Annotated in this window: 20 protein-coding genes, 2 tRNA genes and 1 pseudogene; 6 read left to right on the top strand and 17 right to left on the bottom strand. The window is 39.7% G+C overall.

Features of this window, described 5'->3' with window-relative positions; translation table 11 throughout:
- Positions 1 to 12: 12 nt before the first annotated feature.
- A pseudogene (locus VYJ22_RS10580) lies at positions 13 to 317 on the bottom strand (AAA family ATPase); the annotation flags it as partial.
- Positions 318 to 466: 149 nt separating this feature from the next.
- Here VYJ22_RS10580 and VYJ22_RS10575 point away from each other — a divergent pair.
- Positions 467 to 631 carry a hypothetical protein gene (locus VYJ22_RS10575; RefSeq protein WP_329904025.1) on the top strand — a complete coding sequence of 55 codons (165 nt, stop codon included), beginning with the start codon at positions 467 to 469 and terminating at the stop codon, positions 629 to 631.
- A gap of 850 nt (positions 632 to 1,481) precedes the next feature.
- Here the strand turns inward: VYJ22_RS10575 and VYJ22_RS10570 are convergent.
- The 3 genes from VYJ22_RS10570 to VYJ22_RS10560 all read right to left on the bottom strand — a co-directional run bounded on the left by VYJ22_RS10570 (position 1,482) and on the right by VYJ22_RS10560 (position 2,233).
- A tRNA-Lys gene (locus tag VYJ22_RS10570) sits at positions 1,482 to 1,554 on the bottom strand.
- A 31-nt stretch (positions 1,555 to 1,585) separates the two neighbouring features.
- Positions 1,586 to 1,658: transfer RNA gene (locus VYJ22_RS10565), tRNA-Lys, on the bottom strand.
- 146 nt (positions 1,659 to 1,804) lie between these two features.
- Positions 1,805 to 2,233, bottom strand: coding sequence for a BT0820 family HAD-type phosphatase (locus VYJ22_RS10560; protein WP_329904024.1), 429 nt, complete (start codon positions 2,231 to 2,233; stop codon positions 1,805 to 1,807).
- A gap of 415 nt (positions 2,234 to 2,648) precedes the next feature.
- Here VYJ22_RS10560 and VYJ22_RS10555 point away from each other — a divergent pair, with 415 nt between their 5' ends.
- Together VYJ22_RS10555 and VYJ22_RS10550 are read left to right on the top strand one after the other, a co-directional pair.
- Complete coding sequence (locus VYJ22_RS10555) at positions 2,649 to 3,452, top strand: polysaccharide biosynthesis/export family protein (RefSeq protein WP_329904022.1); 804 nt, start codon at positions 2,649 to 2,651, stop codon at positions 3,450 to 3,452.
- Positions 3,453 to 3,467: 15 nt separating this feature from the next.
- Positions 3,468 to 5,912 (top strand): exopolysaccharide transport family protein, encoded by a 2,445-nt coding sequence (locus VYJ22_RS10550; protein ID WP_329904021.1) that lies wholly within the window; start codon positions 3,468 to 3,470, stop codon positions 5,910 to 5,912.
- Between the two features lie 330 nt (positions 5,913 to 6,242).
- On the opposite strand, the gene kdsA is transcribed toward VYJ22_RS10550, so the two are convergent.
- The 4 genes from kdsA to VYJ22_RS10530 form a co-directional block, all read right to left on the bottom strand.
- Positions 6,243 to 7,043: a 3-deoxy-8-phosphooctulonate synthase gene (kdsA, locus tag VYJ22_RS10545; RefSeq protein ID WP_329904020.1), complete on the bottom strand. Its 801-nt coding sequence runs from the start codon at positions 7,041 to 7,043 to the stop codon at positions 6,243 to 6,245.
- 32 nt (positions 7,044 to 7,075) lie between these two features.
- The gene (gene miaA, locus VYJ22_RS10540) at positions 7,076 to 8,014 is read right to left on the bottom strand and encodes a tRNA (adenosine(37)-N6)-dimethylallyltransferase MiaA (protein WP_329904019.1); all 939 of its coding nucleotides are present in this window, start codon (positions 8,012 to 8,014) and stop codon (positions 7,076 to 7,078) included.
- Positions 8,011 to 9,507, bottom strand: coding sequence for an IMP dehydrogenase (locus tag VYJ22_RS10535; RefSeq protein ID WP_329904018.1), 1,497 nt, complete (start codon positions 9,505 to 9,507; stop codon positions 8,011 to 8,013). Before VYJ22_RS10535 ends, miaA begins: the two co-directional genes overlap by 4 nt.
- Before the next feature lie 198 nt (positions 9,508 to 9,705).
- Positions 9,706 to 10,524, bottom strand: a complete 819-nt coding sequence (locus tag VYJ22_RS10530) for a hypothetical protein (protein ID WP_329904016.1) — start codon at positions 10,522 to 10,524, stop codon at positions 9,706 to 9,708.
- Between the two features lie 333 nt (positions 10,525 to 10,857).
- On the opposite strand from VYJ22_RS10530, the gene VYJ22_RS10525 reads away from it, so the two are divergent.
- Entirely contained in the window at positions 10,858 to 11,517 is a 660-nt protein-coding gene (locus VYJ22_RS10525) for a hypothetical protein (protein WP_329904015.1), read from the top strand.
- A 349-nt stretch (positions 11,518 to 11,866) separates the two neighbouring features.
- Here VYJ22_RS10525 and VYJ22_RS10520 read toward each other — a convergent pair whose 3' ends face one another.
- The 4 genes from VYJ22_RS10520 to trmD all read right to left on the bottom strand — a co-directional run bounded on the left by VYJ22_RS10520 (position 11,867) and on the right by trmD (position 15,295).
- Positions 11,867 to 12,502: a tetratricopeptide repeat protein gene (locus tag VYJ22_RS10520; RefSeq protein ID WP_329904014.1), complete on the bottom strand. Its 636-nt coding sequence runs from the start codon at positions 12,500 to 12,502 to the stop codon at positions 11,867 to 11,869.
- 104 nt (positions 12,503 to 12,606) lie between these two features.
- The gene (gene dnaJ / locus VYJ22_RS10515) at positions 12,607 to 13,776 is read right to left on the bottom strand and encodes a molecular chaperone DnaJ (protein WP_329904013.1); all 1,170 of its coding nucleotides are present in this window, start codon (positions 13,774 to 13,776) and stop codon (positions 12,607 to 12,609) included.
- Between the two features lie 36 nt (positions 13,777 to 13,812).
- Positions 13,813 to 14,388 (bottom strand): nucleotide exchange factor GrpE, encoded by a 576-nt coding sequence (locus tag VYJ22_RS10510; RefSeq protein WP_407988965.1) that lies wholly within the window; start codon positions 14,386 to 14,388, stop codon positions 13,813 to 13,815.
- 229 nt (positions 14,389 to 14,617) lie between these two features.
- Entirely contained in the window at positions 14,618 to 15,295 is a 678-nt protein-coding gene (gene trmD, locus VYJ22_RS10505) for a tRNA (guanosine(37)-N1)-methyltransferase TrmD (RefSeq protein WP_329904011.1), read from the bottom strand.
- 109 nt (positions 15,296 to 15,404) lie between these two features.
- Here trmD and VYJ22_RS10500 point away from each other — a divergent pair, with 109 nt between their 5' ends.
- Both VYJ22_RS10500 and VYJ22_RS10495 read left to right on the top strand, forming a co-directional pair.
- Positions 15,405 to 16,181 carry an RsmE family RNA methyltransferase gene (locus tag VYJ22_RS10500; protein ID WP_329904010.1) on the top strand — a complete coding sequence of 259 codons (777 nt, stop codon included), beginning with the start codon at positions 15,405 to 15,407 and terminating at the stop codon, positions 16,179 to 16,181.
- Between the two features lie 12 nt (positions 16,182 to 16,193).
- Complete coding sequence (locus tag VYJ22_RS10495; protein ID WP_329904009.1) at positions 16,194 to 18,050, top strand: oxaloacetate decarboxylase; 1,857 nt, start codon at positions 16,194 to 16,196, stop codon at positions 18,048 to 18,050.
- 769 nt (positions 18,051 to 18,819) lie between these two features.
- Here VYJ22_RS10495 and VYJ22_RS10490 read toward each other — a convergent pair.
- The 5 genes from VYJ22_RS10490 to VYJ22_RS10470 form a co-directional block, all read right to left on the bottom strand.
- A complete protein-coding gene (locus tag VYJ22_RS10490) occupies positions 18,820 to 20,736 on the bottom strand; it encodes a peptidase U32 family protein (RefSeq protein WP_329904008.1) in 1,917 nt (638 codons plus the stop codon).
- Positions 20,720 to 21,373: a uracil phosphoribosyltransferase gene (gene upp / locus VYJ22_RS10485; RefSeq protein ID WP_329904006.1), complete on the bottom strand. Its 654-nt coding sequence runs from the start codon at positions 21,371 to 21,373 to the stop codon at positions 20,720 to 20,722. The genes VYJ22_RS10490 and upp overlap by 17 nt, the downstream gene beginning before the upstream one ends.
- 390 nt (positions 21,374 to 21,763) lie before the next feature.
- The gene (locus VYJ22_RS10480) at positions 21,764 to 22,609 is read right to left on the bottom strand and encodes a phosphatidate cytidylyltransferase (RefSeq protein WP_329904005.1); all 846 of its coding nucleotides are present in this window, start codon (positions 22,607 to 22,609) and stop codon (positions 21,764 to 21,766) included.
- An 18-nt stretch (positions 22,610 to 22,627) separates the two neighbouring features.
- Positions 22,628 to 24,739: an ATP-dependent zinc metalloprotease FtsH gene (ftsH, locus tag VYJ22_RS10475; RefSeq protein WP_329904003.1), complete on the bottom strand. Its 2,112-nt coding sequence runs from the start codon at positions 24,737 to 24,739 to the stop codon at positions 22,628 to 22,630.
- Positions 24,740 to 25,268: 529 nt separating this feature from the next.
- Positions 25,269 to 25,652: a hypothetical protein gene (locus VYJ22_RS10470; RefSeq protein WP_329904002.1), complete on the bottom strand. Its 384-nt coding sequence runs from the start codon at positions 25,650 to 25,652 to the stop codon at positions 25,269 to 25,271.
- Positions 25,653 to 25,754: the final 102 nt, after the last annotated feature.

Here is a 25,754-nt window from a genome sequence, read left to right as displayed (position 1 = left end):
CCGAACTCACGTTAACTTAGCATTCTCGATCCATTCATCCCATTTTGATGAAGTCTGCTTGAGCACAGCTTCTGCAAATGTATCATAAAACTCTCTGTCGCTACGACACGAAAAGATATCCAGATACACGATCTTGAGATGATTTGTCTGTGCTAGTTGACACACTTTCTGCACCAGGGAAGTTTTACCCCAACGACGAGGCGAAATCAGTACAGTATTGACTCCATGCTGAAAATTGGATAACAAACGTGCAGTCTCCTTTTCTCTATCTGTAAGTTGTCTCCTGAGGTTACTACACCAAAGATGGGGGGAGATATTTGCCATAATATCTTAATAAGAGACTGTTGCAAAAGTCAACAGTCTTGTGGGTTTTGGAGGCAAAGCCGACAAAATACACTTTGACCGGGCAGAGAGGGTAAAGTGCAAGGGGCTAAGAGTGAGTGCACAGGGACTTTACTTCAGGTAAATGACCAAGCGCGAATCTCGCAAGCAACGAAGCAATTTGCCTGCTATGCAACGGTCTCAATTTGTAAAAACCTATTGCTTTGAGGAAGTCAAAGAAGCAATCAGCCCTCAAAGAGATATAAGAACTAAAGTAACATCTATCGAATTTCTCAACACCTTAGTGTGAAAAATCATAATTTGTATTTCATTAAAATCTTAGATTTTGCTAATGTTAAATTGAATATTTATCCCTGTTTTCAATATTAATATGCTATTGTTTTGCTTAGAAATGCATCTTTTTGATAATACTTCGAGGCCTACGAATGATAAATATTGAGAGTAGTATATAAGTACAAAATCTCTGAATATTTCTAAAACTACGTCATGTTATTTTTCTAGTTAGGTTTTGATATTTTTCTAACTAAGAAATCCCTGATACGTAGTTAAGAAAATCACACAATCTAGTTACGAAAATAGGATAATGTAACTAAGAAAAAAGCTTGTATAGTCCCAAAACAGAAAAAGCCGTAAAAGGAATGTTCTTCCCCTTTTACGGCTTTTATTATGACGGCTCGTTGTTTTTTACATTCTGACAATTTGATATTTTTACATCATCCTCTTATCTTGATAAAATGTAATGCCGGATGACGGCAGATTCAGATATGACGTTCCGTAGTGCAAATACAAGGGGGGCAGTGCTGTATTATGATATTATTGATTGGAGATTTCATATTGTTATATATTGATGTGTCTATATGTGAATTAGATTTGTGTGTAAATGTGAATTTAAAATCATTCGTTCTGAGACAAAGATACAGCATCGGATAGGCCATTGTCAAGAGGTGACGATAATTTTATAAAAAAAAGATCAGTCTATGCTGTAACAAGTCTTGGCATTAATAGAACAATGCTCTTTTTGGTCTTTTTAGTTTTATAGAATCGCAAAGAAAAGTAATATATTGTAAGTCGGCTAGGCCGTGAGTGGATAATGAAAAAGCGGTTATCTTCGTGCAAAGATAACCGCTCATATAATCGAGTGACCCCGGTGAGGCTCGAACTCACGACCCAATGATTAAGAGTCATTTGCTCTACCAACTGAGCTACGGAGTCATTAATCAATCTTACAGACTGTTTTCAAGAGTGACCCCGGTGAGGCTCGAACTCACGACCCAATGATTAAGAGTCATTTGCTCTACCAACTGAGCTACGGAGTCATTTCTTTTTGACAATCTTAAAAGACGGTGCAAAGGTAGAAAAAATATTCTTTTTACAAAATGAGTTTTTTCATTTTTAGAGACTCAAATCTCTTTCAGAATATATAATGTTTAGATAAATCAGACCTTTAAGTAAGGCTAAAAATTTATCCAAATATTTTTCTCCATCCTTTTTTTTCTGAAGTTTTGTTTTGAATAGGTGAGTTGCCTGATTCTTGATAAGGTTCCAGTGGACGCCCGCTACTGATCATTTCGTAGATGGTACCCCAGTCGGGAAGTCCTCCCAGACCTCTATCATCAATAAATAAATCAGCCTTGATTTTTCTTGAATAACCTCTTGATCCATCTTCTTCTTCCGGAAAATCACGGTTTACAGCGTAAAATTCTACACCGCGTTCTCTGCACCAATCTACCGCTTCTTGGAGCAGATGTCCCTCTCTTACACTCCAAAGGATAAGCTTGTGGCGATCTTCAATGAGCATTTTCAAAGTATCTGTAGCAAATGGAATTTCTTCTCCTATTTTAGGATATCTATGCTTTACTATCGTACCGTCGAAATCAACAGCTATAATCATATTCTGTATTTAATAATAGTGATTTTAGAGTCACAAAATTAATAATAATAAAAGAAAAAAGAATTTTAGTGAGATTAAATGCAGTATTCAGTAGATGAACGCCTTTTTAAGTTATATAATTATAATGTTTTAAATATTTAACATATCTTTTGTACGGGGATATAATAACAAGTGAAAAACTTGTTTGAACAAATAAACTTAGTTAACTTTGCGCAGTTAAAATAAAGCGTTACATATTGCTCGTTGATGCAACTTCGTTCATAAACATTTGTTAACATGGCGAGTCGGTTTGGTTACATTCCGCTTGTATTGGGGTTGTAGGGAGATTGTTTTTGCAAGCATACTTTTGTAAAAGATTTCTTGAAGATCATTAGCTGTAGCGGTTACTAAAATTCAAATGAAGCATTCAGTTTTTATGACAAAAATTACAAAACTAACTCTAAGTCTTTGCGTATTGGTAGCCGCACTGACATCTTGTGGAAGTGTTAAAGACGTTGCATATTTCCAAAGCAAAGACAAGGAGAGCGAAGCGAAGTATATCATTTCTCAGTCGAAGCTTTATGATGCCGTTATCCACCCCAAAGATCTGCTCACCGTGACTGTTTCTGCAGCGACACCTGAGAAAGAAATTTTGGAACCCTTCAATATCGGTAATACCAATGTCACTCCTGACGGCGCTATATCTCCTTACGCATATCCCTCTTATGTTGTGAGTAATGACGGAGAGATCAGCTTGCCCATACTTGGTAAAGTAAAAGTTGTAGGTCTTACTGAAAATCAGGCAGAAGATGTCATTAAAGACAAATTGAAAGCATATCTTAAAGAAGGGATCAGTGTAAATCTCAGGATTATAAACTATAAGGTGTCTGTGGTGGGTGAAGTGAACCGCCCCGGTATATGTGTTGCAAATAATGGGAAACTTAATATCTTTGATGCCATAGCACAGTCTGGCGATCTTACAATATACGGTAATAGAAAAAACGTGAAACTACTAAGAGAACTTGCAGACGGAAGAAAAGAACTGGTTACCCTTGATCTTTCGCAAAGTGATATCATATCTTCTCCTTACTATTATCTTCAGCAGGGAGATGTTTTGTATGTAGAGCCCAATAAGGCAAAGGCACAATCTTCCGGAATTTCTGCCGGTACAACTATTTGGTTTTCTGTAGCCTCATTGCTCACATCTATTGCTACTTTGGTCATATCCATCTTGAAATAATCCTATACAGTATAAATGGAAGATTTGTATTCTAAACCCAACACTCCTTATAATGAAGAGGGCGAAGCTCAGGACCTCAAAGCAATAATTTCTAAATATATCATTCATTGGAGATGGTTCGTTGCCTCTGTTATTGTATGTATTTTGGCCGCAATGATATATATGCGTTATGCCCAAAAGCAATATGATATCAGTGCCACCATCATGTTCAAAGAAGAAAAGAACAAGCAAGGTGCTGCCAATGAAATGATGAGCCTCCAGAATTTGGGTATTTTGGCTACGACAAATAACGTAACCAATGAAATGGAGATTCTGCAATCTAAAACCATCGTCAAAAAAACGGTTATTGCACTCAAAGCATATAATAGCTATAAAACAAAAGGATCTGTAGGCACCAATTATCTTTTTTATAATTATCCTTTAGAGGTGAATACGTCCGATAGCACATTGGATAAGTTGATGCGCCCTTTTTCTTTTACTGCTAAACCTCAGACCAATGGCTCATTGGAAGTAGTATGGAAAGACAAAGAAGAGAATACGCACAAGGAAAGTTTCTCGAAATTCCCTGCTGTTTTAAAAACTGATGTAGGTGATTTTGAACTTGTTCCAAGGAAGAACTATTCCGACTTTTTTGATGAGTCTGTCTACATAAGTGTAACTGCCCCTATAGAAGTAGCGAAGAATATTCTTACCAGAATGTCTGTAGATCTGGCTAATAAAACAAGTTCGGTGGCCGTTATTCATTTCAAATCATTAGATAAGGATTGGGGTGAGGAATTCATTAATACCCTTATCAAGACTTATAACGATGACTCTCGTATGGATAAAAACTTAGTGGCTGTAAGGACTGCTGAGTTTATCAATGAGCGTTTGGATATCATAAGCAAAGAGCTTGGTACAACAGAGAAGCGCATAGAAGATACGAAAAGAAGTGCAGGACTTACTACTGTGGAGGATTACCAAATGGTAGTCAAAGGCAGAGCTGATATCAATAAGGATCAGCTAACTGTAAGCACTCAGCTTTATATCATGGAGGATCTGAAAAAATACGTAGATAATCCTGCCAATAAGAATCAAGTAATCCCAAGCAATATTGGATTGGATGATGAAACGCTGAAGGGAATCATCAATCAATACAATGAGAAACTTCTTGAGAGAAACAGACTCATACGATCTTCTTCAGAGAATAACCCTATCGTAATAAAAAGAGAAGCTGAGCTCGAAACGTTGCGCAACAATGTGAGTGCGTCAATAGCCAGTGCATACCGAGGACTCAAGATCAATGCTCGTGCAATACAGGGGCAAGTAAACCTCTATAATGAAAAAATCAGTAATGCTCCTACACAGGAACGTGTACTTACCGATATAAACAGGCAACAAGAGATCAAGGCTAAGCTGTTTTTGATGCTTTTGGAGAAAAGAGAAGAAAACTCTATAGCTATGGCTGCTACTGCCGACAATGCTAAGATTATCGATGAAGCATTGGCAAGTACCAACCCTATATCTCCCAAAAAACCTTTAATACTTGCGATAGGGTTGTTGCTTGGTTTGATATTACCGGTGCTTATCATTACTATCTTAGACTTCTTCCGCACTAAGATTGAAAGTCATTCAGAGGTCGAAAAGTTGACTAAATTGCCTATAATCGGAGATATTCCCTTTGAGAGATCAGCAAGAGACTCTGCTATTGTGGTCAAGAAGAATGACAATAATCTGATGTCTGAAGTATTCAGAACGTTGAGAACCAATATTCAGTTTACTTTGAAAGAGGATGAGAAAGTAATCATGTTTACTTCTACAATATCCGGTGAGGGTAAATCTTTTGTATCCAGTAACCTTGCCGTTAGTTTGGCTTTGCTGGGAAAGAAAGTGATTATCATAGGTATGGATATTCGCAACCCTCAGCTTCACAATGTATTCGGCTTCAAAAATCCTCGAAAAGGATTGACAAATATTATTGCGGAGAACTCGCTCGATTATGAGCCTTATATTATCACAGCGAAAGAAACTGAAAATCTTCATATCCTAAATGCAGGTGCAACTCCTCCAAATCCCGCAGAGCTTTTGGATCGTCCCGCATTGGATCTGTTGATGAAAAAGTTCAGACAGCATTATGAATATGTAATTATTGATAGTGCACCGGTAGGGTTGGTTGTAGACTCTTTGGTCGCATCACGTATAGCTGATACGACTGTATATGTGTCTCGTGAGAATTACACGGAAAAGAGTGCTTTCGAACTTATCAATACTTTGTATCGTGAGCATAAGTTGCCCAATATTTCTATCGTAATCAATGGCGTCGACCTCAAGAAGGTGGCACGCAGTCACTATGGCTATGGTAAGAGATATGGCTACGGTGGCTATGGTTACGGATATAGCTATGGCAATAACAGTCAGACACAGAATAAGCCTAAGAATATTTTCCAAAAGCTATTAGGAATGTTTAAAAAAGGCAATTAAAGAAAATCTATCTGATAGTAAAAATAAAGGATGTCATAATTGACATCCTTTATTTTTGTATGAAGATCTTTAATACTAAAAAATGCTTTTAGGGCTGAAAACCTTACAAAAGAATTTCCATATTTTCTATCCTATTGAGACCGTTGCATAGCAGGCCAATTGCTTCGTTGCTTGCGAGATTCGCGCTTGGTCATTTACCTGAAGTAAACTCCCTGTGCACTCACTCTTATCGCCTTGCACTTTACCCTCTCTGCCCGGTCAAAGAGTCTTTTGTCGGCTTTGCCTCCAAAATCCACAAGACTGTTGACTTTTGCAACAGTCTCCTATTGATTAGAGAGCATCTTGCAAGCGGATGAGTTTGTGGAGCAATCCCTCCAATTGGTCTAATGGTAACATGTTGGCCCCATCACTTTTGGCAATCGCAGGGTTGGGATGAGTCTCTATAAAGATTCCATTCGCACCTACTGCTATGGCTGCTTTGGCTATGATTTCTATTTGTTCAGGCTTCCCTCCTGTTACTCCTGAACTTTGGTTGGGTTGTTGCAGTGAGTGAGTAATATCCATGACTACGGGAAATCCACTCCTTTGCATTTGAGGGATATTAGTAAAGTCTACCACGAGATCACCATATCCAAACGAATTGCCACGCTCTGTCAAGATAACTTGATTATTACCCGAGTCTGTTACTTTCTTAGCTGCATGTTCCATCCCAACGGGGGATAAGAACTGGCCTTTTTTGATGTTTACGATTTTATTGGTTTTGGCAGCAGCGACTATCAAATCTGTTTGCCTACAGAGAAATGCAGGGATTTGTAATACGTCCACATATTCGGCAGCCATAGCTGCTTCGTGCGTTTCATGGATATCGGTTACTACCGGAATGTCAAAGGTGCTTTTTACTTTACCGAGTATCTTCAGCGCCTTTTCGTCACCAATACCGGTAAAAGAATCGATTCTGGATCTATTAGCTTTTCTATATGACCCTTTGAATATGTATGGGATATTGAGTTTGGTCGTAATATTTACTATTCTCTCCGCAATTTGCATAGCCATTTCTTCACTTTCTATGGCGCATGGACCCGCCATTAGGAAGAATCGTGATGACTTTACCAGATCTTTATATGTGATCATTGTATTTATCTTGTTGAGGCATTGTGGTGCCATTAATATTCATAATGATATTGATGCATAAGCTCAAGAGCGCGCTCTATTTTTTCAGACATAGGGGCTAAGGCGGGAATTCTATGCAATGTAAAACCCCTTCTTTCCATACCTCTAAACCAGGTCATTTGTCTTTTGGCAAATTGATGTATAGCTATCTCGAGGTCTTTAGTCATCTCTTGATATGTTATTTGTCCTGTTAAATAAAGAGTGACAAATTTATATTCGAGTCCATAATAAATAAGGTCTTCGGGCTTTACACCTTGACTAATCAGATGCTCTACTTCATCAGTCATACCTTCTGTGATTCTTTTCTTCAATCTCTCACTGATCCGATTTCTTCTTTCATCCCGCGATAGGTGAGTACACAAGATCAGACTCTCTATAGGCTTAAACTCTGTGTAAATTGATTTGTCGCTTTTTCCTTTTTTTTCTTGTAATATATATTCTGCAATCTCTATTGCCCTTATGGCTCTTTGGGCAGAGTCAACGTCTGTTTTGTTGTGCAATGGGCCATAACTTTGCAATATACGAGTGAGTTCATCCAAAGACTTCCCTTTAAGTTGTTCTCGAAGACTTTCATTGGGTTCAACATCGGGAAGATGATAACCTTTCAGAACTGCTTCGACGTACATTCCTGTTCCTCCACAAAGTATAGGCTGCTTGATCCCACGTCGGAGCATACTGTCATAAACCTTGTGAAAGTCGTGCTGAAAGTCAAAAAGGTTGTATTTGTATCCTGCCGGTAAAATATCAATGAGGTGATACGGTATATGTTTACCGTTCACCTCATAATCTGACAGGTCTTTGCCTGTCCCGATATCCATTCCCCGATAAACTTGTCGGGAGTCGGCACTGATTACTTCGCTATTGATACGTTCTGCCAGATGAGCAGCAAAAGAAGTTTTACCCGAAGCAGTAGGGCCCACTATGGTAATCATCCTCTTTCTTTCAGAATAACATCATGAGCACCACCTTCTACAATAGACGTGCTGGAAACTAATGTTACCTTTGCTGTAGTTTGGAGTTGTGGCAACGTTATAGAACCACAGCTACACATAGTAGCTTTGATTTTACTGAGAGTCACATTGAGATTGTCTTTGAGCTTTCCTGCATAGGGAACATAGCTATCTACGCCTTCTTCAAATTTGAGATTTTCAGAGCCTCCGTTATCATATCTTTGCCAGTTTTGAGCTCTGTTCGATCCTTCGCCCCAATACTCTTTCACCATATTGTTCCCGATCTTCATCTTACGTGTGGGAGACTCGTCGAAACGAGCAAAATAACGTCCCATCATCAAAAAATCGGCTCCCATTGCCAGAGCAAGAGTCATGTGGTAATCATGCACAATACCACCATCGCTACAAATTGGGATGTACACTCCAGTTTCTTTATAATAGTTGTCACGAGCTTTTGCCACATCCATAACAGATGTTGCCTGACCGCGACCAATTCCTTTTTGTTCACGTGTTATACAGATGGATCCCCCACCTATACCTACTTTGATAAAGTCAGCTCCAGCCTCGGCAAGATATCTGAACCCTTCTTCATCCACAATATTGCCTGCTCCAATGGGTACTTTGTCTCCATAAGTCTCTTTTACCCATTTGAGAGTTTCAGACTGCCATTCTGAGTAACCATCGGAAGAATCTATACAAAGTACATCCACTCCTGCTTCTATAAGTTTGGGAATACGTTCTTTATAGTCCCTTGTATTTATCCCCGCACCCACAAGTAACTCTTTGCTTTCCTTATTGGAAAGTTCCATAGGATTGTCTTTGTGGCTGTCATAGTCCTTGCGGAATACAAAGTGTTTCAGATGCCCTTCTTCGTCAATGATAGGCAGGGTATTCAGTTTATGTTCCCAGATAATATTGTTTGCTTCTTTGAGAGTAATTCCATATTTGCCTACGATGAGTTTATCAATTGGTGTCATGAATTCCTCTGCGCGCATAGATAGAGAATCCGTTCCCAAGCGATAGTCACGGCTGGTTACGATGCCCATAAGTTTACCGTTGGGTGTTCCATCTTCAGTAACTCCTATGGTAGAGTGCCCGGTTTGTTTCTTTATATCCAATACATTGGCCAATGTATCGTGAGGTTTAACATTAGAGTCACTTTGTACAAACCCGGCTTTGAAACGCTTTACTCTACTCACCATTTCAGCCTGTTCCTCTATTGTTTGAGAGCCGAAAATAAAAGAAAGCCCTCCATTTCTTGCCAATGCTATAGCCAGTGTATCATTGGATACAGACTGCATGATAGCCGAAACAAAAGGTATGTTGAGATTTATTTTGGATTCTTCCCCTTTTTTATGTTTGATCAGGGGCGTCCTGAGACTGACGTTTTGTGGGGTACACTCACGTGTAGTAAGACCCGGTACTAGTAAATACTCTCCGAATGTGTGGGAAACTTCATTGATGAGAACAGCCATAATTATCGTATTATAGATATGAAACAATCTGAAATTTCCTGCCAAATTTAATACATTATTGCCAATTATCAATCATCCTGATCACAGAAACTGCACAAAAGGAGATTTCTTTACACTGTTTGATTTGCTGAAATCCGTTGTAAAGTGTTGTGATATAATATACAGACATTAGTCCAATCTCACTCCCCCTTATTGGGATTAATCAGAATGTGTGAGAAATTCGTTTATATCATCCATTACTTTTTTTAGAGAATTTTTTGGCAAATCTTCAAATACTAGGAGTTTCAGATCCCTTTCCAGTTTATAATCTTTCATAGCCGACAAGGGCTCAATTGGTCGTGAATGTACCAATCCTACAAAATTCTTATCCTTAAAAAGGATGAGCACTCTGCTGATAGGCGACGGATCTTCTATCCAATTTTCATACATCAGATACCCCTCGTAGGGAGACATTATATCAAAGGGTTTGAAATCAAAAGAGTGAAAAGCGGAGTCAAAGTCAGACTTTACAAGTGAAGCTTTATCTTTGAGGAATTCGTTCAGATAGTTTTCTATAATAGATTCCTTGTAGATGTCTTTTTCCTGTACATAACCTGTAAGTTGTATAGTATTATGATCGTCCATGAAAAGTTCCTCTTGTGATTTATCTTTCAGGAGCATACCTATTACCTTGTTATTGTCCGTTGTGAGTTTTGTTCCTTTTCGGAAAATACCACCCTTCATTTTATTTATATCCACAGAGCATATGACTCCCACCTGATACCACCCATTTTTAAGAGGAGTGCAAGAGACTTGTGTGCTATCATAAAGTTCGGCAATATCATATCCATTGGGGTTTGCCTTAAGTAAAACATTACCTCTGATTCTTTCTCCCAATAGGGGAGTTTTGGTTCCCTGTTGTTTGGTAGTAGGGACATTATTGATCTCATCTTTCCTGTGCTTGTTATTCTGGTTGCCACAGGCACTTACAAGGAGCAAGGTTAAGTTTAAGTATATGATGTAGTGCAAAGTTTTCATAAAGCTATTTCTATTTTGGTGATAATTACAACCGTACCTCATACTATACAAACAAATATACAAATATGATTCGTTTATAAGTGTTAAAATTAAGAATAAATAGTGCATAATTAGGGTGTGAAATGACTTTATTCTCAGGGATGTTGTGTGACCTACTATGTTTTGTTTAAAAAAGTTTAATTGGGCTATCCGAAAACCCTTTATATAGTAGGACATTACTTCATAGTAAATAGCTGCATTTTGAACGGGTGTGGGATAAATTTTTAACTTTGTGCTTTCCCCTTTTGTGATTATGGGATATTTTAAATAATAAAAGCTAAAATCAACAAAATTATGAAAAAGAAAATTTTGATCGTATTTATGATGGTAGTAACATTTTTATCTTGCCATCAAAATAAAAAAACTGATTCTCAAGAAATAGCATCAGCAGACTCAGTAGCGTATATAACAGTAAAAGGACAGCTGGTTATGGGACATGAAGGAGAGGTATTTACTCCTTGCGGAAGCAAAGACGCTTTTTGGGTTGAGGATACCACCGATAAGTTGAAAGCTCAATATGAGGAGTTGACAAAAGACGCTAAAGAGCATTACACCCCCATATATGCAGAACTCAAAGTGGTAGATAAGGGTAAAACAACTGAGGGATTTGCTGCTGAATACGATGGTGTCTACGAAGTTATTGAAGTAATAAATGTAAGACCACTCAATGAAACTGATTGCAAAAGTGAAGAGACAAACAGCAGGCAACAAGTCATATCACAGGAGTTTATCAGTAAGGACGGAAAGAGCCTTAGCGCTGTTTATAATACTAGCGGTGAAAAGCCTACAGTAACTATTACTTATGATACTTACAAAGATCAAGTGCTGCCGCAAACTACTGCTTGGGCCAAAGGTGCTGAATACGAAAATGAAGCAATGAAATGGACAACTAAATCAGATGGCGGAGAACTGACGATCAATGGCAAAACCATTACTTTCAAGCCTCAGAAATAATCTTTGAATACTTTGATTTATGCCCATTGTATAAAAAGAGACCGTTGCATAGCAAGCAAATTGCTTCGTTGCTTGCGAGATTCGCGCTTGGTCATTTACCGGAAGTAAACTCTCTGTGCACTCACTCTTAGCACCTTGCACTTTACCTTCTCTGCCCGGTCAAAGTGTCTTTTGTCGGCTTTGCCTCCAAAATCCACGAGATTGTTGACTTTTGCAACAGTCTCAAAAAGGATGTAAGAATATTAAAAATTTTCTTTGCCCTCAACTCAAAAAGGCTCTATTTCACACAATTGAAATAGAGCCTTTTTGTTTCTTAGGAATATATATATTGATGTCCCGGAAGTTCACTTTATCTATGCCAATATCGGGATACAATATCTTGATAAGAACTTTGAGATAATTCATCAATATAATATTTTGTGTTGTCTGCGCTGTATTTGTCTGCATCCTTTTGCTGTGCAGCCACATCATTTAGTTTATTCAGAGCTTCCGTAACATTGTGATCAATGAAAAAATTGAGGTAAGCTCTCTCTGCATCTGCCACATTTTTATCGATCTTTTCTTTTTGTGCATATGCTTCAAACTTTAGGAGTGCTTGTTTGAATGCCGTTTTAGCTTGTGCTGTATGGCCTATCTTTTCGTATAACATACCCAAAGAGAAAGAGAATCGAGAACTCTCGGGAAATCTTTTTACAGCAGCTTCAAGTACAGTTATAGCCTTTTGGGTATCTCCGCAAATGCTCAGGTATTGGGCTTTGTTGAGATAGGACATGTCATAATCAGGATCTATAGCGATGGCTTCATCCAGCATCGTAATAGCCTTTCTTATTTCTGTAGGGTTGTCCATGTTTTCAATGTAGAAATCCACCGCCTCTGCATTTTTTTTCATTGCCAAGGCTTCCTTAGTTTTATTTTGTGCTAGAAGGGCTACATTACCGACAACACAAATAAATACTAAGAGAGACCATTTTTGGAGTCTGTTCATATGTCTATATCTTTTATAATAGAAGCAAATATAATAAAAACGGGTCGAACCCATGAAGGTTACGACCCGCAATGACTTATCTTTTTGTTTGCAGATGAGCAATATTATCTCAGCATTTCTCTGTATTTTTTGTCTATAGTCTTTCTGGCTTCTTCTGTAGGTTTGAAGTTGTCAGAAGCTTCCATAGATTGTAGCGTCTCACGATCTTTGTTGTTAAGTATTGTGGGGATATAGACATTTACGTTGACCAACAGATCCCCTGTCCCAAATCCATTTACGCTCGGTAGTCCTTTGTTTCTCAATCGGAGTACTTTGCCCGGTTGAGTTCCTGGCTCTATCTTTACACGGGCTTTTCCCGTTATGGTAGGCACCTCTACAGAGCCCCCTTGTGTAGCCAAAGGAATTGAGATAAGTAGATTGTAGATAAGGTCATTCCCATTGCGAATAAGATTGGGATCCGGCTCTTCCTGGATCACAACGATAAGATCTCCGCTAATACCACCTCGAGGGGCTGCATTTCCTTTGCCGTTTACAGTGAGCTGCATACCCTCTGCCACTCCAGCAGGAATATGGAAACTAATCAATTCCTCTCCAATCTCTATGCCCTTACCACTACAATGAGAGCATGGCTTTGTGATGATTACTCCTTCTCCGTGGCAAGTGGGACATACACTTTGGGTTTGCATTTGTCCCAAGAAAGTATTGCTTATTGAGGTTACGGTACCGGTGCCTTGACAAGTCGTACAAGTAGTTTTGCCGTTGCTGTCCTCAGTCCCTTCACCATGACAATGAGAACAAGGAACGTATTTTTTTACCTTTAGCTTTTTTTCTACACCTTTACTGATATCTTCCAATGTAAGCTTTACTCTTACTCTAAGGTCTGAGCCTCTGGCTACTCTTCTTTGAGTCCTTCCTCCCATGCCGCCCATACCACTAAAGCCACCAAAACCACCATAATGTCCGCCGAATAAGTCTCCGAACCTACTGAAGATATCCTCCATAGACATACCTCCTCCAAAGTCAGCACCATTGCTTGCAGCGCTACTACCTACTCCGGCGTGTCCAAATTGGTCGTATCTGGCACGTTTCTGCGGGTCACTAAGCACGTCATATGCTTCTGCTACTTCCTTAAAATGTTCTTCAGCTTCTTTATCCCCCGGGTTTTTGTCCGGGTGATATTGTATTGCTTTTTTTCTGTATGCTTTTTTGAGTACATCGTCAGTGGCGTTTTTGTCAACCCCGAGTATCTCGTAGTAATCTCTTTTACTTGCCATCGTGATTATTATATGATCTTTAGGTCAATTCTTAATTTATTGTCCGACCACGACATTTGCATGGCGGATTACTTTACCGTTCAGGGTATATCCGCTCTTGATGCAATCCAATATTTTACCCTTGCTGTCTTCATTTGGCGCAGGAACTACCGCTATAGCTTCACATTGCTCATCATCAAAAGGTTTGTTTTCTGTTTCTATAGCCTTTACTCCTTGTCGCCCAAGGTAGTCCATAAATTTGTTGTAAATTAGAAACAGACCTTCTTTGATCGCTTCGGAGTCATTGGATTCTTTGATGTTTTTTAGAGCAAGTTCCATATCATCTATGACAGGGAGTAGCTCTGTCAAAGCTTTTTCTCCACCGTTTTTAATCAATTCGCTTTTCTCTTTCAAGGTGCGTTTGCGGTAGTTGTCATATTCCGCCATTAATCTTAAGTGACTATCATTGAGAGTTGCCAATTCTTTTCTTATTTCATCGATTTCGTTTGTCACCTTGTCACCTATGGCAGACATATCTTCACTTTCAGGCTTATCAGACTGACTTTCTGTCATTTGATTTGTCAATTCCTCTTCTTCCATAGAATTCGAGTGTTGTTTGTTCTCGTTATTCATATTTTGATGATGTTATTTTAATAGGAGTATTCTGTCCAAAATCATTTCGTGCATAATTACCTCCAAAGGTAATATATATACTCATAACAAGCTTTTTATGACTGATGAGTATATCACGAGCAGATATTTTTACAGCTTTACCTTATTAATCTGTTAATAGCTATGCATTATAATACATATATAAGTACACAAAAAGAGTACCACGATATGACAATAATACAGCAAAGCCTTATTTTTTCAACAAATCAGGTCTTAGGCGTTGAGTTCTTTCCAGTGATTGCTCCATTTTCCACTGGTTTATTTTTGCTTCATGACCGCTCAAGAGTATTTCGGGAACCTTCCAGCCTTTATAATCTGCCGGGCGGGTATATACCGGGGGAGCCAATAGATCATCTTGGAAAGTATCGGACAATGCACTTTCTGCATCTCCTATAGCTCCCGGGATTAACCTTACTACAGCGTCAGCAATTACTGCAGCCGCCAACTCACCCCCCGTAAGTACATAATCCCCTATAGAAATCTCACGGGTGATAAGATGTTCTCTGATTCTGTAATCAATGCCTTTGTAATGACCACAGAGTATGATGATATTTTTGTAAAGGCTCAGCTCATTGGCTATAGCTTGATTGAATGTTTCTCCATCCGGGGAGGTATAAATGACCTCATCGTATGTACGCTCTTTTTTTAAAGCGGTAATAACATTATCTATAGGCTCTACTTTCATCACCATACCGGCTTCACCTCCAAAGGGATAATCATCTACACGTTTCCACTTATCATTGGAATAGTCCCTTAGCTGGTGCAGGTGTACTTCTGCCAAACCCTTCTTTTGAGCTCTATTTAATATGGACGTTTCGAAGGAGCCTTGGATCATCTCCGGAAGCACAGTTATGATGTCGATTCTCACTTTAAAAAAATAATTATGGATAAAAAACATTAATTGATGCAACAAAGTTAACCAGTATCTCGATATATTCATTATTTTTGAGAATGATTAGTTAAGACCATTGACAGGAATGAAAGGAATGACAGAACTGCCGTTGTTTTATGCACCCGAAATCGGCATAACGGGACAGCTGCCTGAGCCGGAAGCAATGCATTGCGGAAGAGTATTGAGAAAGCAGGTAGGGGATCAAATACTGATAACGGACGGACACGGCAAAGTCCATGTGGCTACAATAGTTTCTCTCAAACGTCAGGAATGTATGGTCAGCATTGATCAGACCACTATTTGGTCGAGAAACTGGAATGGCCCTATAGTCATCGCTATAGCACCGACAAAGAATCTTGACCGCATGGAGTGGATGGTCGAAAAATTGGTTGAAATAGGCATTGACGGCATAGTATTTCTGAAAACGGAGCATTCCGAGCGTAAGACAGTCAAGCCCGAGAGGATAGAACGAGTGATGATAAGTGCCATGAAGCAATCTCTCAAAGCCGTGCTACCCGCCTTGGAAGTAGATGTACCGTTTATAGATTTTGTCAAGCGACCTTTGACATTCAATTCAGGGCTTATCGCTCATTGTGTAGATGATGCTTCATTACCTTTGAGAGAGATACCCGCTTCGATCCTTCCACCGGGAAGCGGAGCTACTATTCTTATCGGACCCGAAGGTGATTTTAGTCTGAAGGAGATAGAGCTGGCCGTTAATCTGGGTTACCATGGTATTACTCTGGGCGACAGTAGACTTCGCGCGGAAACCGCCGGAATAGTTGCTTGCCAGTGGGTGCATACTTTACAGCAAATTGAAAAACAAAAAGATAAAACGCACAACATTATAAATCATTTATAATACATCTGTTCTATGAAAAAAGAAATCAAATTTAGCCTAGTTTATCGTGACATGTGGCAATCCTCAGGGAAGTACCAGCCACGTTTGGATCAATTGGCTAAGATCGCGCCTGTGCTTGTTGAGATGGGTTGCTTTGCTCGAGTAGAGACCAATGGTGGTGCTTTTGAGCAAGTGAATTTACTTTATGGCGAAAACCCAAACAATGCAGTTCGCACGTTTACTAAACCATTAAATGACGCAGGTATTCAAACACACATGCTCGACCGTGGGCTGAATGGTTTACGTATGTACCCGGTACCAGCAGACGTACGTAAACTGATGTACAAGGTCAAGAAAGCACAAGGAGTAGATATCACTCGTATTTTCGATGGTCTCAACGATGCCCGTAATATTATACCATCTATCAAGTATGCGCTTGAGGCCGGTATGATACCTCAGGCTACGTTATGTATTACTCATTCACCGGTTCACACTGTAGAGTATTACTCCAATCTTGCCGATGAGCTTATTGCTGCCGGTGCTCCTGAAATCTGTCTTAAAGACATGGCCGGAGTAGGCCGTCCCGCGTTTTTAGGCCGATTAGTAAAGGATATTAAAACAAAACATCCTGAAGTAATCATTGAATATCATGGCCACTCGGGCCCAGGTTTCTCTGTTGCTTCTATGCTGGAAGTATGCGAAAACGGCGCCGATATCATCGACGTAGCTATGGAGCCGCTATCTTGGGGTAAAGTGCATCCGGATGTAATCACTATTCGTGAGATGCTTTTTGATGCAGGATTCCAAGTGCCTGAAATCAATATGAATGCTTACATGAAAGCTCGTTCACTCACTCAGGAGTTTATTGATGATTTCTTGGGATACTTCATCGACCCCACTAACAAACATATGTCATCCTTACTGGTTGGTTGCGGTCTGCCTGGCGGTATGATGGGTTCTATGATGGCTGACCTCAAAGGGGTACATGCCGGTATCAATATGTTCCTCAGAGGCAAAGGTGAGCCCGAACTTACTATCGATGACTTGCTCGTGAAGTTGTTTGATGAGGTGGCTTACGTATGGCCTCGGTTGGGTTATCCTCCATTGGTAACGCCTTTCAGCCAATATGTCAAGAACGTAGCTTTGATGAATGTATACAACATGGTTCGTGGCGAAGGTCGCTGGCAAGCTATTGACCAGAATACTTGGGGTATGATCTTGGGTAAGTCCGGTCGTCTTCCGGGCAAGCTTGATCCCGAACTCGTTGCTTTGGCAAAAGAAAAAGGTTTTGAATTTACTGATGATGATCCACAGCAAAACTATCCTGATGCTCTCGACGAATATCGTAAAGAAATGGATGAGAATGGCTGGGAATATGGTCCTGACGACGAAGAGCTTTTCGAACTCGCCATGCACGATCGCCAATATCGCGATTACAAGAGCGGTGTAGCCAAAGAGCGATTCATAGCCGAAGTAGAAAAAGCTAAGACCGATGCTTTGGTAAAACAAGGCTATAATGAGGAGGATGCTCTCAAAGCTAAACGTCTGGGTACGGAAGCTATCGTTTCACCGGCCTCAGGTAAGATTATCTGGGAGGTTGATTTGGATGACAAATCAGTACCACCCGCAGTGGGCAGTGAAGTAAAGACTAATCAGCCATTCTGCTTTATCCAAACACCGGCAGGGTATATTGAACCGGTAGCGAGCAATTTTACCGGTCGTCTTACAGAAGTGATGGCTCAGGGTAAAACTGTAACCAAAGGAGATGCTTTGGCTTATGTACGACCTGCGGAGAAAGAAGAACTTTGGTCTGAACCCGAAGTTCAACGTCTGAAAAGAGTGGAGAAAATCGAAGAATTCAAACATACTTTCAGAAAAGCAAGAAAATAAGTTTGCCACTACTCTAAAATCAAAATGGGAGAAGCATCATCGTATGTTTCTCCCATTTCTTTTGTGTCAATATATTTATTTACAAAAGGCTTTTTTAACTCAAAGGGTACAGTTCCGATTTATTTCATTTAGGATGGATTTTCTCTTCTTTTACACTCATAAATCAGCTAAAAATGAATTTTTTCTGATTGTCGTATTGATAGTGATTTTGGATTGACAGTGTTAAGATAATTGATATTGCCGGCTTTTTATGTGCTTTTGTTTTTTTGGGGGGTGTTTGGGTTTTTATCTTATGGAGGAATGTCATTTATTATTTTTCTAACTAGGCTACGGTTTTTTCTTAGTTATGTTTTGTTATTTTCTCAACTAGGAAAACTCAATTGCCTAGTTAGGAAAATAATATGTTATAGTTAGAAAAAAATGATGTTGTAACTAAGAATAAAAGCCGTTTAAGCTTTATTGTAAAAAATCCGTAAACGAGCTTATAAAGTTCGCTTACGGATTTTTTATTGATGTATGAACTATATTTTTACATTATGACAATTTGATATTTTACTTTGAATGTCTTTTTGTCGTATTTACGTGATCAGGATGCGTGCAAAGTTGCATAGAATATTCCCACCCTAAAATAGTATTATTGTTGAATCCCCGTATGTTTTTTGATTAACTACTCATAACAGCTGTAATGAATGTGTATATAATAAATATAATCTGTGCTGATACAAATATACAACAAGTCACCCCCCTTTGTCAAGAGGTGAAGATATTTTTATTTCCTGTTATTCGATTTTTTCTCGTTGCACAAGGTAATATGCATCATACATTCTTTGCAGTCGAAACTTAGTTGCATCTTATTCCCATCTTGCAGGAGAAATAGAGGTTCTTTGAAAGGCATTTTATGAGTATTTTCTTTGTTACAATAGCCGATCTGACGGCGTAAACAATGTTTTGTAAACATAAGTATTGCATTTGAAGAGGGATTCAGCTCATAAGCTTCAGCCACTTGCTTGTATCCTCTTTGTAGGTAATGTTTTCGGGCAAAACTATTGGATACATTCCCAAGATATGAGATTTCTTGTAACCCTGAGGGAGTATGAAGAGCTGATACTTTGTCCTTCATTACCTGTGTAAGCTTATTGGTGCAAGGTCTTTGGTTAATGTCAATTGCTTTCAGTAGGCTTTCCACTGTCTCTCTTCGGAGCTCTCCCAGTAATGACATAGGGATGAAAGGCTCGCTATCCAATGATATTTCTATGATGCCGGGTGTAAAGATAGTATTGCCTAACTTACCCAACTCAGTTTGTATTCTTTGGCGATCAAACTTTTTTGCCGGCTGATGCTCGAAATCAAGAGCGTTTGTTACCTTGGCAATTTGGAGCTCAGGACAACACATGTCTAAAGCAAATCCGTCAGGAGTTTCTCTCAGGTTAATATCGATTCTTAGTTTCCGCTCTGCTGTGGGTGAGCTAAGCTGTCTTTCAAACTTATGGTCTAAGTTTCTGTATATTCTTGTTCCCGCAGGTAGATTGATGGGATTGTTAAGGCCTATAACTCCTTTGGCATTAATTGTGTTTATCTTTGCTCCGCCCGATTGTTCATCTTGCGTTACATAGTAGATACCATCACCATTATGCAGGTCGGTAGTGGCATCCATTTTCATTATTCCTTTTTTACATTCTTTTACTATACCTATAGGTTCTCCTATGCTTTTGGGTGATATTGCATTGATGACAAGCTGGTTAGGGTGCTTGTGTGTGGGTTTGTGAAAGTAAAAGTCAGTAAATCCCCGATTGAAGCTTTTGGCTGGATTGGGCTGAAATGTAATCACAGACGTACCGCAAGAGGAGCGTTTGTATCCCTCAGGGTGGTCGGCTATATAGGCGTCTATGATATTGCGGTAGTGGGCTGTTATGTTTTTTACATAAGTCTGCCCTTTGAGCCTACCCTCAATTTTGAATGAAGAAGCTCCTGCTTCTATAAGTCGGTCAATAGATGTAGACCTGTTAAGATCTTTGGGTGATAGGAGGTGTCTGTCTCGGATAATTACGTTATCATCTGCATCGATAAGTGTATAGGGTAAGCGACACATTTGGGCACATTCGCCTCTATTGGCACTACGCCCCTTGATCGCCTGAGAAAGGTAGCACTGTCCGCTCAGACTTACACAGAGTGCTCCATGAACAAATACCTCGAGAGGAACGGTAGTGCGGGAAGCTATCGTTGTGATTTCTTCAATATTTAGTTCACGAGCAAGCACGACTTGTGTAAATCCCAATGACTCCAGTGTGATCACATCATCTACTGTGCGTGTATTGCACTGGGTGCTTGCATGCAAAGGGATGGGTGGCAGATCAAGCGACAGAATGCCCATATCTTGAATGATGAGGGCATCTGCTCCTGCATGATATAAGTCCCATATAAGTGATTGGGCATCCTCCATTTCGTTTTCGAAGAGGATGGTATTGAGGGTAACGTATATCTTTACATTGAATCGATGCGCTTCGTGAGTAAGCGTAGCTATGTCTTGCAAGGTGACACCTGCTGCCGCTCGGGCTCCGAAGCGAGGTGCTCCTATATATATGGCATCGGCTCCGTGAAGGATTGCTTCACGAGCCGTGTCAAGATCTTTAGCCGGAGCTAAAAGTTCGAGTTCCTTGATTTTTGACTCCTTAGAGTTTTTCGCCATAAGCAAGGTCACCAGCGTCACCGAGTCCCGGTACTATGTAGGAATGCTCATCCAACTCAGGGTCAATATCAGCCACCCAAAGTGTAATATTGCTTTGCGGATAAATACTTTCAAGATAATCGATGGCTTGCTGACTAGCAATGATAGAAGTCAAATGAATGTGTCTGGGTTGTCCTTTGGTAAGAAGAGCCCTGAAAGCAAGCTCCATAGAGCCACCTGTAGCGAGCATGGGATCTGCAAGAATAAGCGTTTTGCCTGTAAGATCAGGGGAAGCGATATATTCGATAAATATATCGAAGTTGAGGCGGTCTTTATACTTGCGATATGCCGAAACGAAGGCATTTTCAGCATCGTCCAAATAGCTTAGAAATCCTTGATGAAAAGGCAATCCCGCACGGAGTATTGTACCTATTACAACCTGTTCTCCCGGAAGTGAGCAGGAACAACAACCCAGTGGAGTACGGATCTCTTCAGTCTTGTAGTCGAAAGTTTTGCTGATTTCATAAGCCATAATTTCGCCCACACGTTCTATATTGCGGCGAAATCTCAAGCTATCTTTCTGAATCTGAATATTTCTCATTTCAGATACATAACGGCTAAGAAGAGAATTTTCCTTAACCAAGTGTTTTATTTCCATATTTTCGATAATGTATTGTAGCCAAAATTTGATTATCGAAAGACAAATGTACAATTATAATGGCATAGTGAAAGCATGTTATGACAAAAATCTACTTATATACTGCATGATTTATATCTTTGGGAGGATCTTTTCCTCTTATAATTAAAATTTTATATTCTATTCAGGGTCGGTTATGATGGGTGTAGTTGTGATCGATTTTGGGAGTAGTGCCAAGTGGCTTTGAGGTGAAAATGTTGTTGTAATAGTTTGAATAGATGTAAACATAGAAGGCTGTATGATGTGCGCATTACTTCATTCCTATCAAGCCCCCAAGAAAAGCGATCCATGAAGTCAAATTCATGGATCGCTTTTCTTGGGGGGCTATTTTATATTATGGGACAGAGTTTCTTATATCCCGAACAAAATAAATCCTATATAAGCTACAGGGATAGCAAAGAGGATACTATCTATCCTATCGAGCATACCTCCGTGACCGGGCAGCATACGCCCTGAGTCTTTGACCCCGGCGTTACGTTTGAGTGAAGACTCAAAGAGATCTCCCCAAGTAGCACCCACCGAAATAAGTGCTCCCAAGATAACCCAAATGTACAAAGGCTTGTCTATCTCAATAAAGAAATGCCCGAAAATTGCGGCTGAGATCATTGAAAAGACTAATCCGCCCCAAAAACCTTCCCAACTTTTGAGAGGGGAAAGAGATGGAAATAGTCGCTTTTTCCCGAAAGATGACCCTATTATATATGCCCCTGTGTCATTCATCCAGATTATCACAAAGATGAAAAAGAGTAGGGTACTTCTAGCCTGATCGAATGATGCCGTTGCCGGGGTAGAGCTAAAGAGGATGAAGTTTGCCAATGACATACCGCCCGCAATGTATATTTGTCCCAATACAGTACGCGAGAGTTCTTGGGGTAGCCCCTTGACCTCAGAATATATTGCTCTCACCATAATATAGATGATGTAGAAGATATAGGGAGCAAATAGGATGCGTTCAAAACCTGATACTGCTGAGATAAGGCTTACGGAAAAAAGATAAGCCCCTGCTATACCATCGAGGATGCTTCTCAATGGACGAGTCCTGTTGTTTTTTGCCAGACGGCAAAACTCCATAATGGCTATCATAATCATCAATGAAAACACCGCTACATAAAGCGATGGCTTCTTGAGCAATACGGCCATAGAGATAACCACAATGTAGATAAGCCCGGTAATAAGTCTTTTGATTACTGGTTTCATATATAGGAGATAAATCAGTTATAATTTTTCGTCAGATGATGCTTTGGTGGCCGCCACTTCGTCATCACCCTCACCATATTGTTTAGTACTGCTTTCCTCTTTGGGAGTTTGAGCATTTTCTCCCTGTGCAACTTGAGTTTCACCTTTATCGCTCGGGGTCAATTGTGTGTTTTCATTTGCACCCAATTGTTTCTTTCTCTCCTCCTGAGCCGTGATGAGTTCCTCTGAGCGTGATATCCACTGTCTTTTGCCAAAGATTTTCTCTACATCTTCAGTGTAGATAACCTCTCTTTCGAGAAGCAATCTTGCCAGTTCATGATGACCTTCGGCTTGCTCTTTGAGGATAGTTTTGGCTCTCTCATATTGCTTTTCGATGATTTCTTTGACTTCTTTATCTATCAATTCGGCAGTGCGGTCGCTATATGGTTTGCTGAAACCATAGCCCTCGTTCTGCATTTCATAATAGTTGATATTGGGAAGTTTTTCGCTCATTCCATAATAGACTACCATGGCATATGCAAGCTTGGTAACCCTTTCCAAATCATTGGCAGCTCCGGTAGAGATTCTTCCAAGGAAGAGTTCTTCTGCTGCACGACCACCGAGAGTGGCACACATCTGATCCAAAAGAGCATCTGTAGTGGTAATTTGTCTTTCTTCGGGTAGATACCATGCCGCACCCAAAGCTTTACCACGAGGTACGATAGTTACTTTTACCAGAGGGTTGGCATACTGTAGCATCCAGCTGATAGTGGCGTGTCCTGATTCGTGTATAGCAATACTGCGACGTTCCTCTTCTGTGGTGATTTTATTCTTCTTCTCCAATCCGCCTATCACTCTGTCTACAGCATCCATGAAGTTTTGCTTATTGACAAATTGCTGTCCTTCCCTGGCTGCTATCAAAGCAGCTTCATTGCAGACATTAGCAATATCGGCCCCAGAAAATCCCGGAGTTTGACGTGCCAGTAAGTCTACATCTACGCTGGTATCCGTTTTGAGGGGTTTGAGGTGAACAAGGAAGATCTCTTTACGATCGTTGAGGTCGGGCAAGTCCACATAAATCTGTCTGTCGAAACGCCCGGCTCTGAGTAATGCCTGATCAAGGATGTCTGCTCGGTTGGTAGCTGCTAATATAATGACACCGCTATTGGTACCGAAACCATCCATCTCTGTCAATAATTGATTCAGAGTATTCTCTCTTTCGTCATTACCTCCGAGATTGGCATTTTTACCTCTGGCTCTACCTACTGCATCAATCTCGTCAATGAAAATGATACAAGGGGCTTTTTCTTTGGCTTGACGGAAAAGATCTCTCACACGAGAAGCGCCTACACCCACAAACATCTCCACAAAATCAGATCCTGACATAGAGAAGAAAGGAACATGAGCCTCGCCTGCCACAGCTTTGGCAAGAAGAGTTTTTCCCGTTCCGGGAGGGCCTACAAGGAGGGCTCCTTTGGGTATTTTACCTCCAAGTTGGGTATATTTCTCAGGATTCTTGAGAAAATGTACAATCTCTTCCACCTCTTCTTTGGCTTCGTGCAAGCCTGCTACATCAGAGAAGGTTACATGTATATTTTTCTTGTCATAAAGCTGAGCTTTAGATTTACCTACGCTGAAAATACCTCCACCTCCGCCGGCATTGTTTCCTCCGCTATTCATCCTACGAACCATATAGATCCAGAATACGATCAAGAGAATGACCGGTCCCAAGCTAAGGAATATTCCCCAAAAGTTGAATTTTTCTTGTTCGTAATTTACTTTGGCTTGAATCTGATTCTGATCATAGAAATCAGAGAACTTGTCTACTGATGGTATTTGTGTAGAAATACGATATTCCTGAGCTTTTTCTACGCGATTGTTGGGAAGTTCTCCTTTTTTGAACACGCTGTCAGCCATGTTTCTTTTGAGTATCCCCACTGCGTCTTTTTTATCTCTATTAACAGTGATTTCTTTGAATGCTTGCTTCTTTGCAATATTCTGAAACTCATTCCAACTTACTTCCTTGCCTATGCCACCGCTCCCGGGCATGAACATCAAAGCTGTGAGGATGATGAGTACAATGCCGTAGATCCACATTTCATTAAACCTAACAGGCTTTTTGTTTTTCTTGTCTTTGTTGTTTGTTGCCATTTATATCGTGAAAAAACTTTTTCTTATGTCTTTGATTGCTTATTGAATAACAAATCTTTATTTACTAACCTATATTACAAATGATAGGTTCTATAGCTACTTGCATTAATTGACGAACAAAGTTAGCATAAAAGTTATATTAATATTGAGTTAGTTGTTATGATTAGTCGAAAACTGGAATAAGTCAGGTTATTTAAAGACTAACCCTTATGGTACTTTATCAAAAACCTTGCACGTTAAAATCTTTGCCAATATGTCAGGTGTATTATAATTTTTTTTGATAAACAAGAGTGGCTTTGTTTACGAGGGTTAAGGAATATAGTGTTTATGGATTAGTGAGTAGTGAGGAATGCAAAATGTAATTCATGTAAACTTCATTCGACTTTATACATTTTATATTAGCCTTTTTACAGTACTATCAAGGCTTGGGCTTAAAAATAATAATCCCTGAAGAATTATTCCGGTGTATCCGGTGTAAATTCCTCAGGGAGTATTGATTTTATGGAATCTATTGTTTGATCAGCTTATGCTATCTTGAACAATTAGCTGTCCATGCGGCTCCGTCTTTGGTTACAGCCATTACAAGCTTATCTTTAGAGATTGTAATCAAACCGGTCATACCACTAGAAATACCAACCCAAGTATGATCATCTTTCTTGTTAAACTTCACGTCTTTGAGGTCAGGAATTCCATCTGAGAATGCAAACATATATTCTGAACCTGCTTTGGCAACTGTAACTTTACCACTGTCAGGCTTGATGATTTTATCACCTTTGATATATGATATACTACCTGTATATGATCCGAGAAATACATCTACTTCTGTGGGATCAGTGTCTTTACTACAAGAAACAAATGCTACGGCAACTAATGCAAATAGCATAAAACCAATACATTTCAATGACTTTTTCATGTGTTCAATTCTTTTTTGTCTTTATTTGTTTATTTCATATTCTCGTTCAAGCCCATATATTATTCATTTAATAGATGCTTGTACAAGTTGTCGGTTATCACT

It is taken from the genome of Porphyromonas pogonae, assembly GCF_036320655.1.
Classification (GTDB): Bacteria; Bacteroidota; Bacteroidia; order Bacteroidales; family Porphyromonadaceae; genus Porphyromonas; species Porphyromonas pogonae.
Note: the sequence above shows the minus strand (reverse complement) of the source record. Positions and strands in the feature narration are given on the sequence as shown.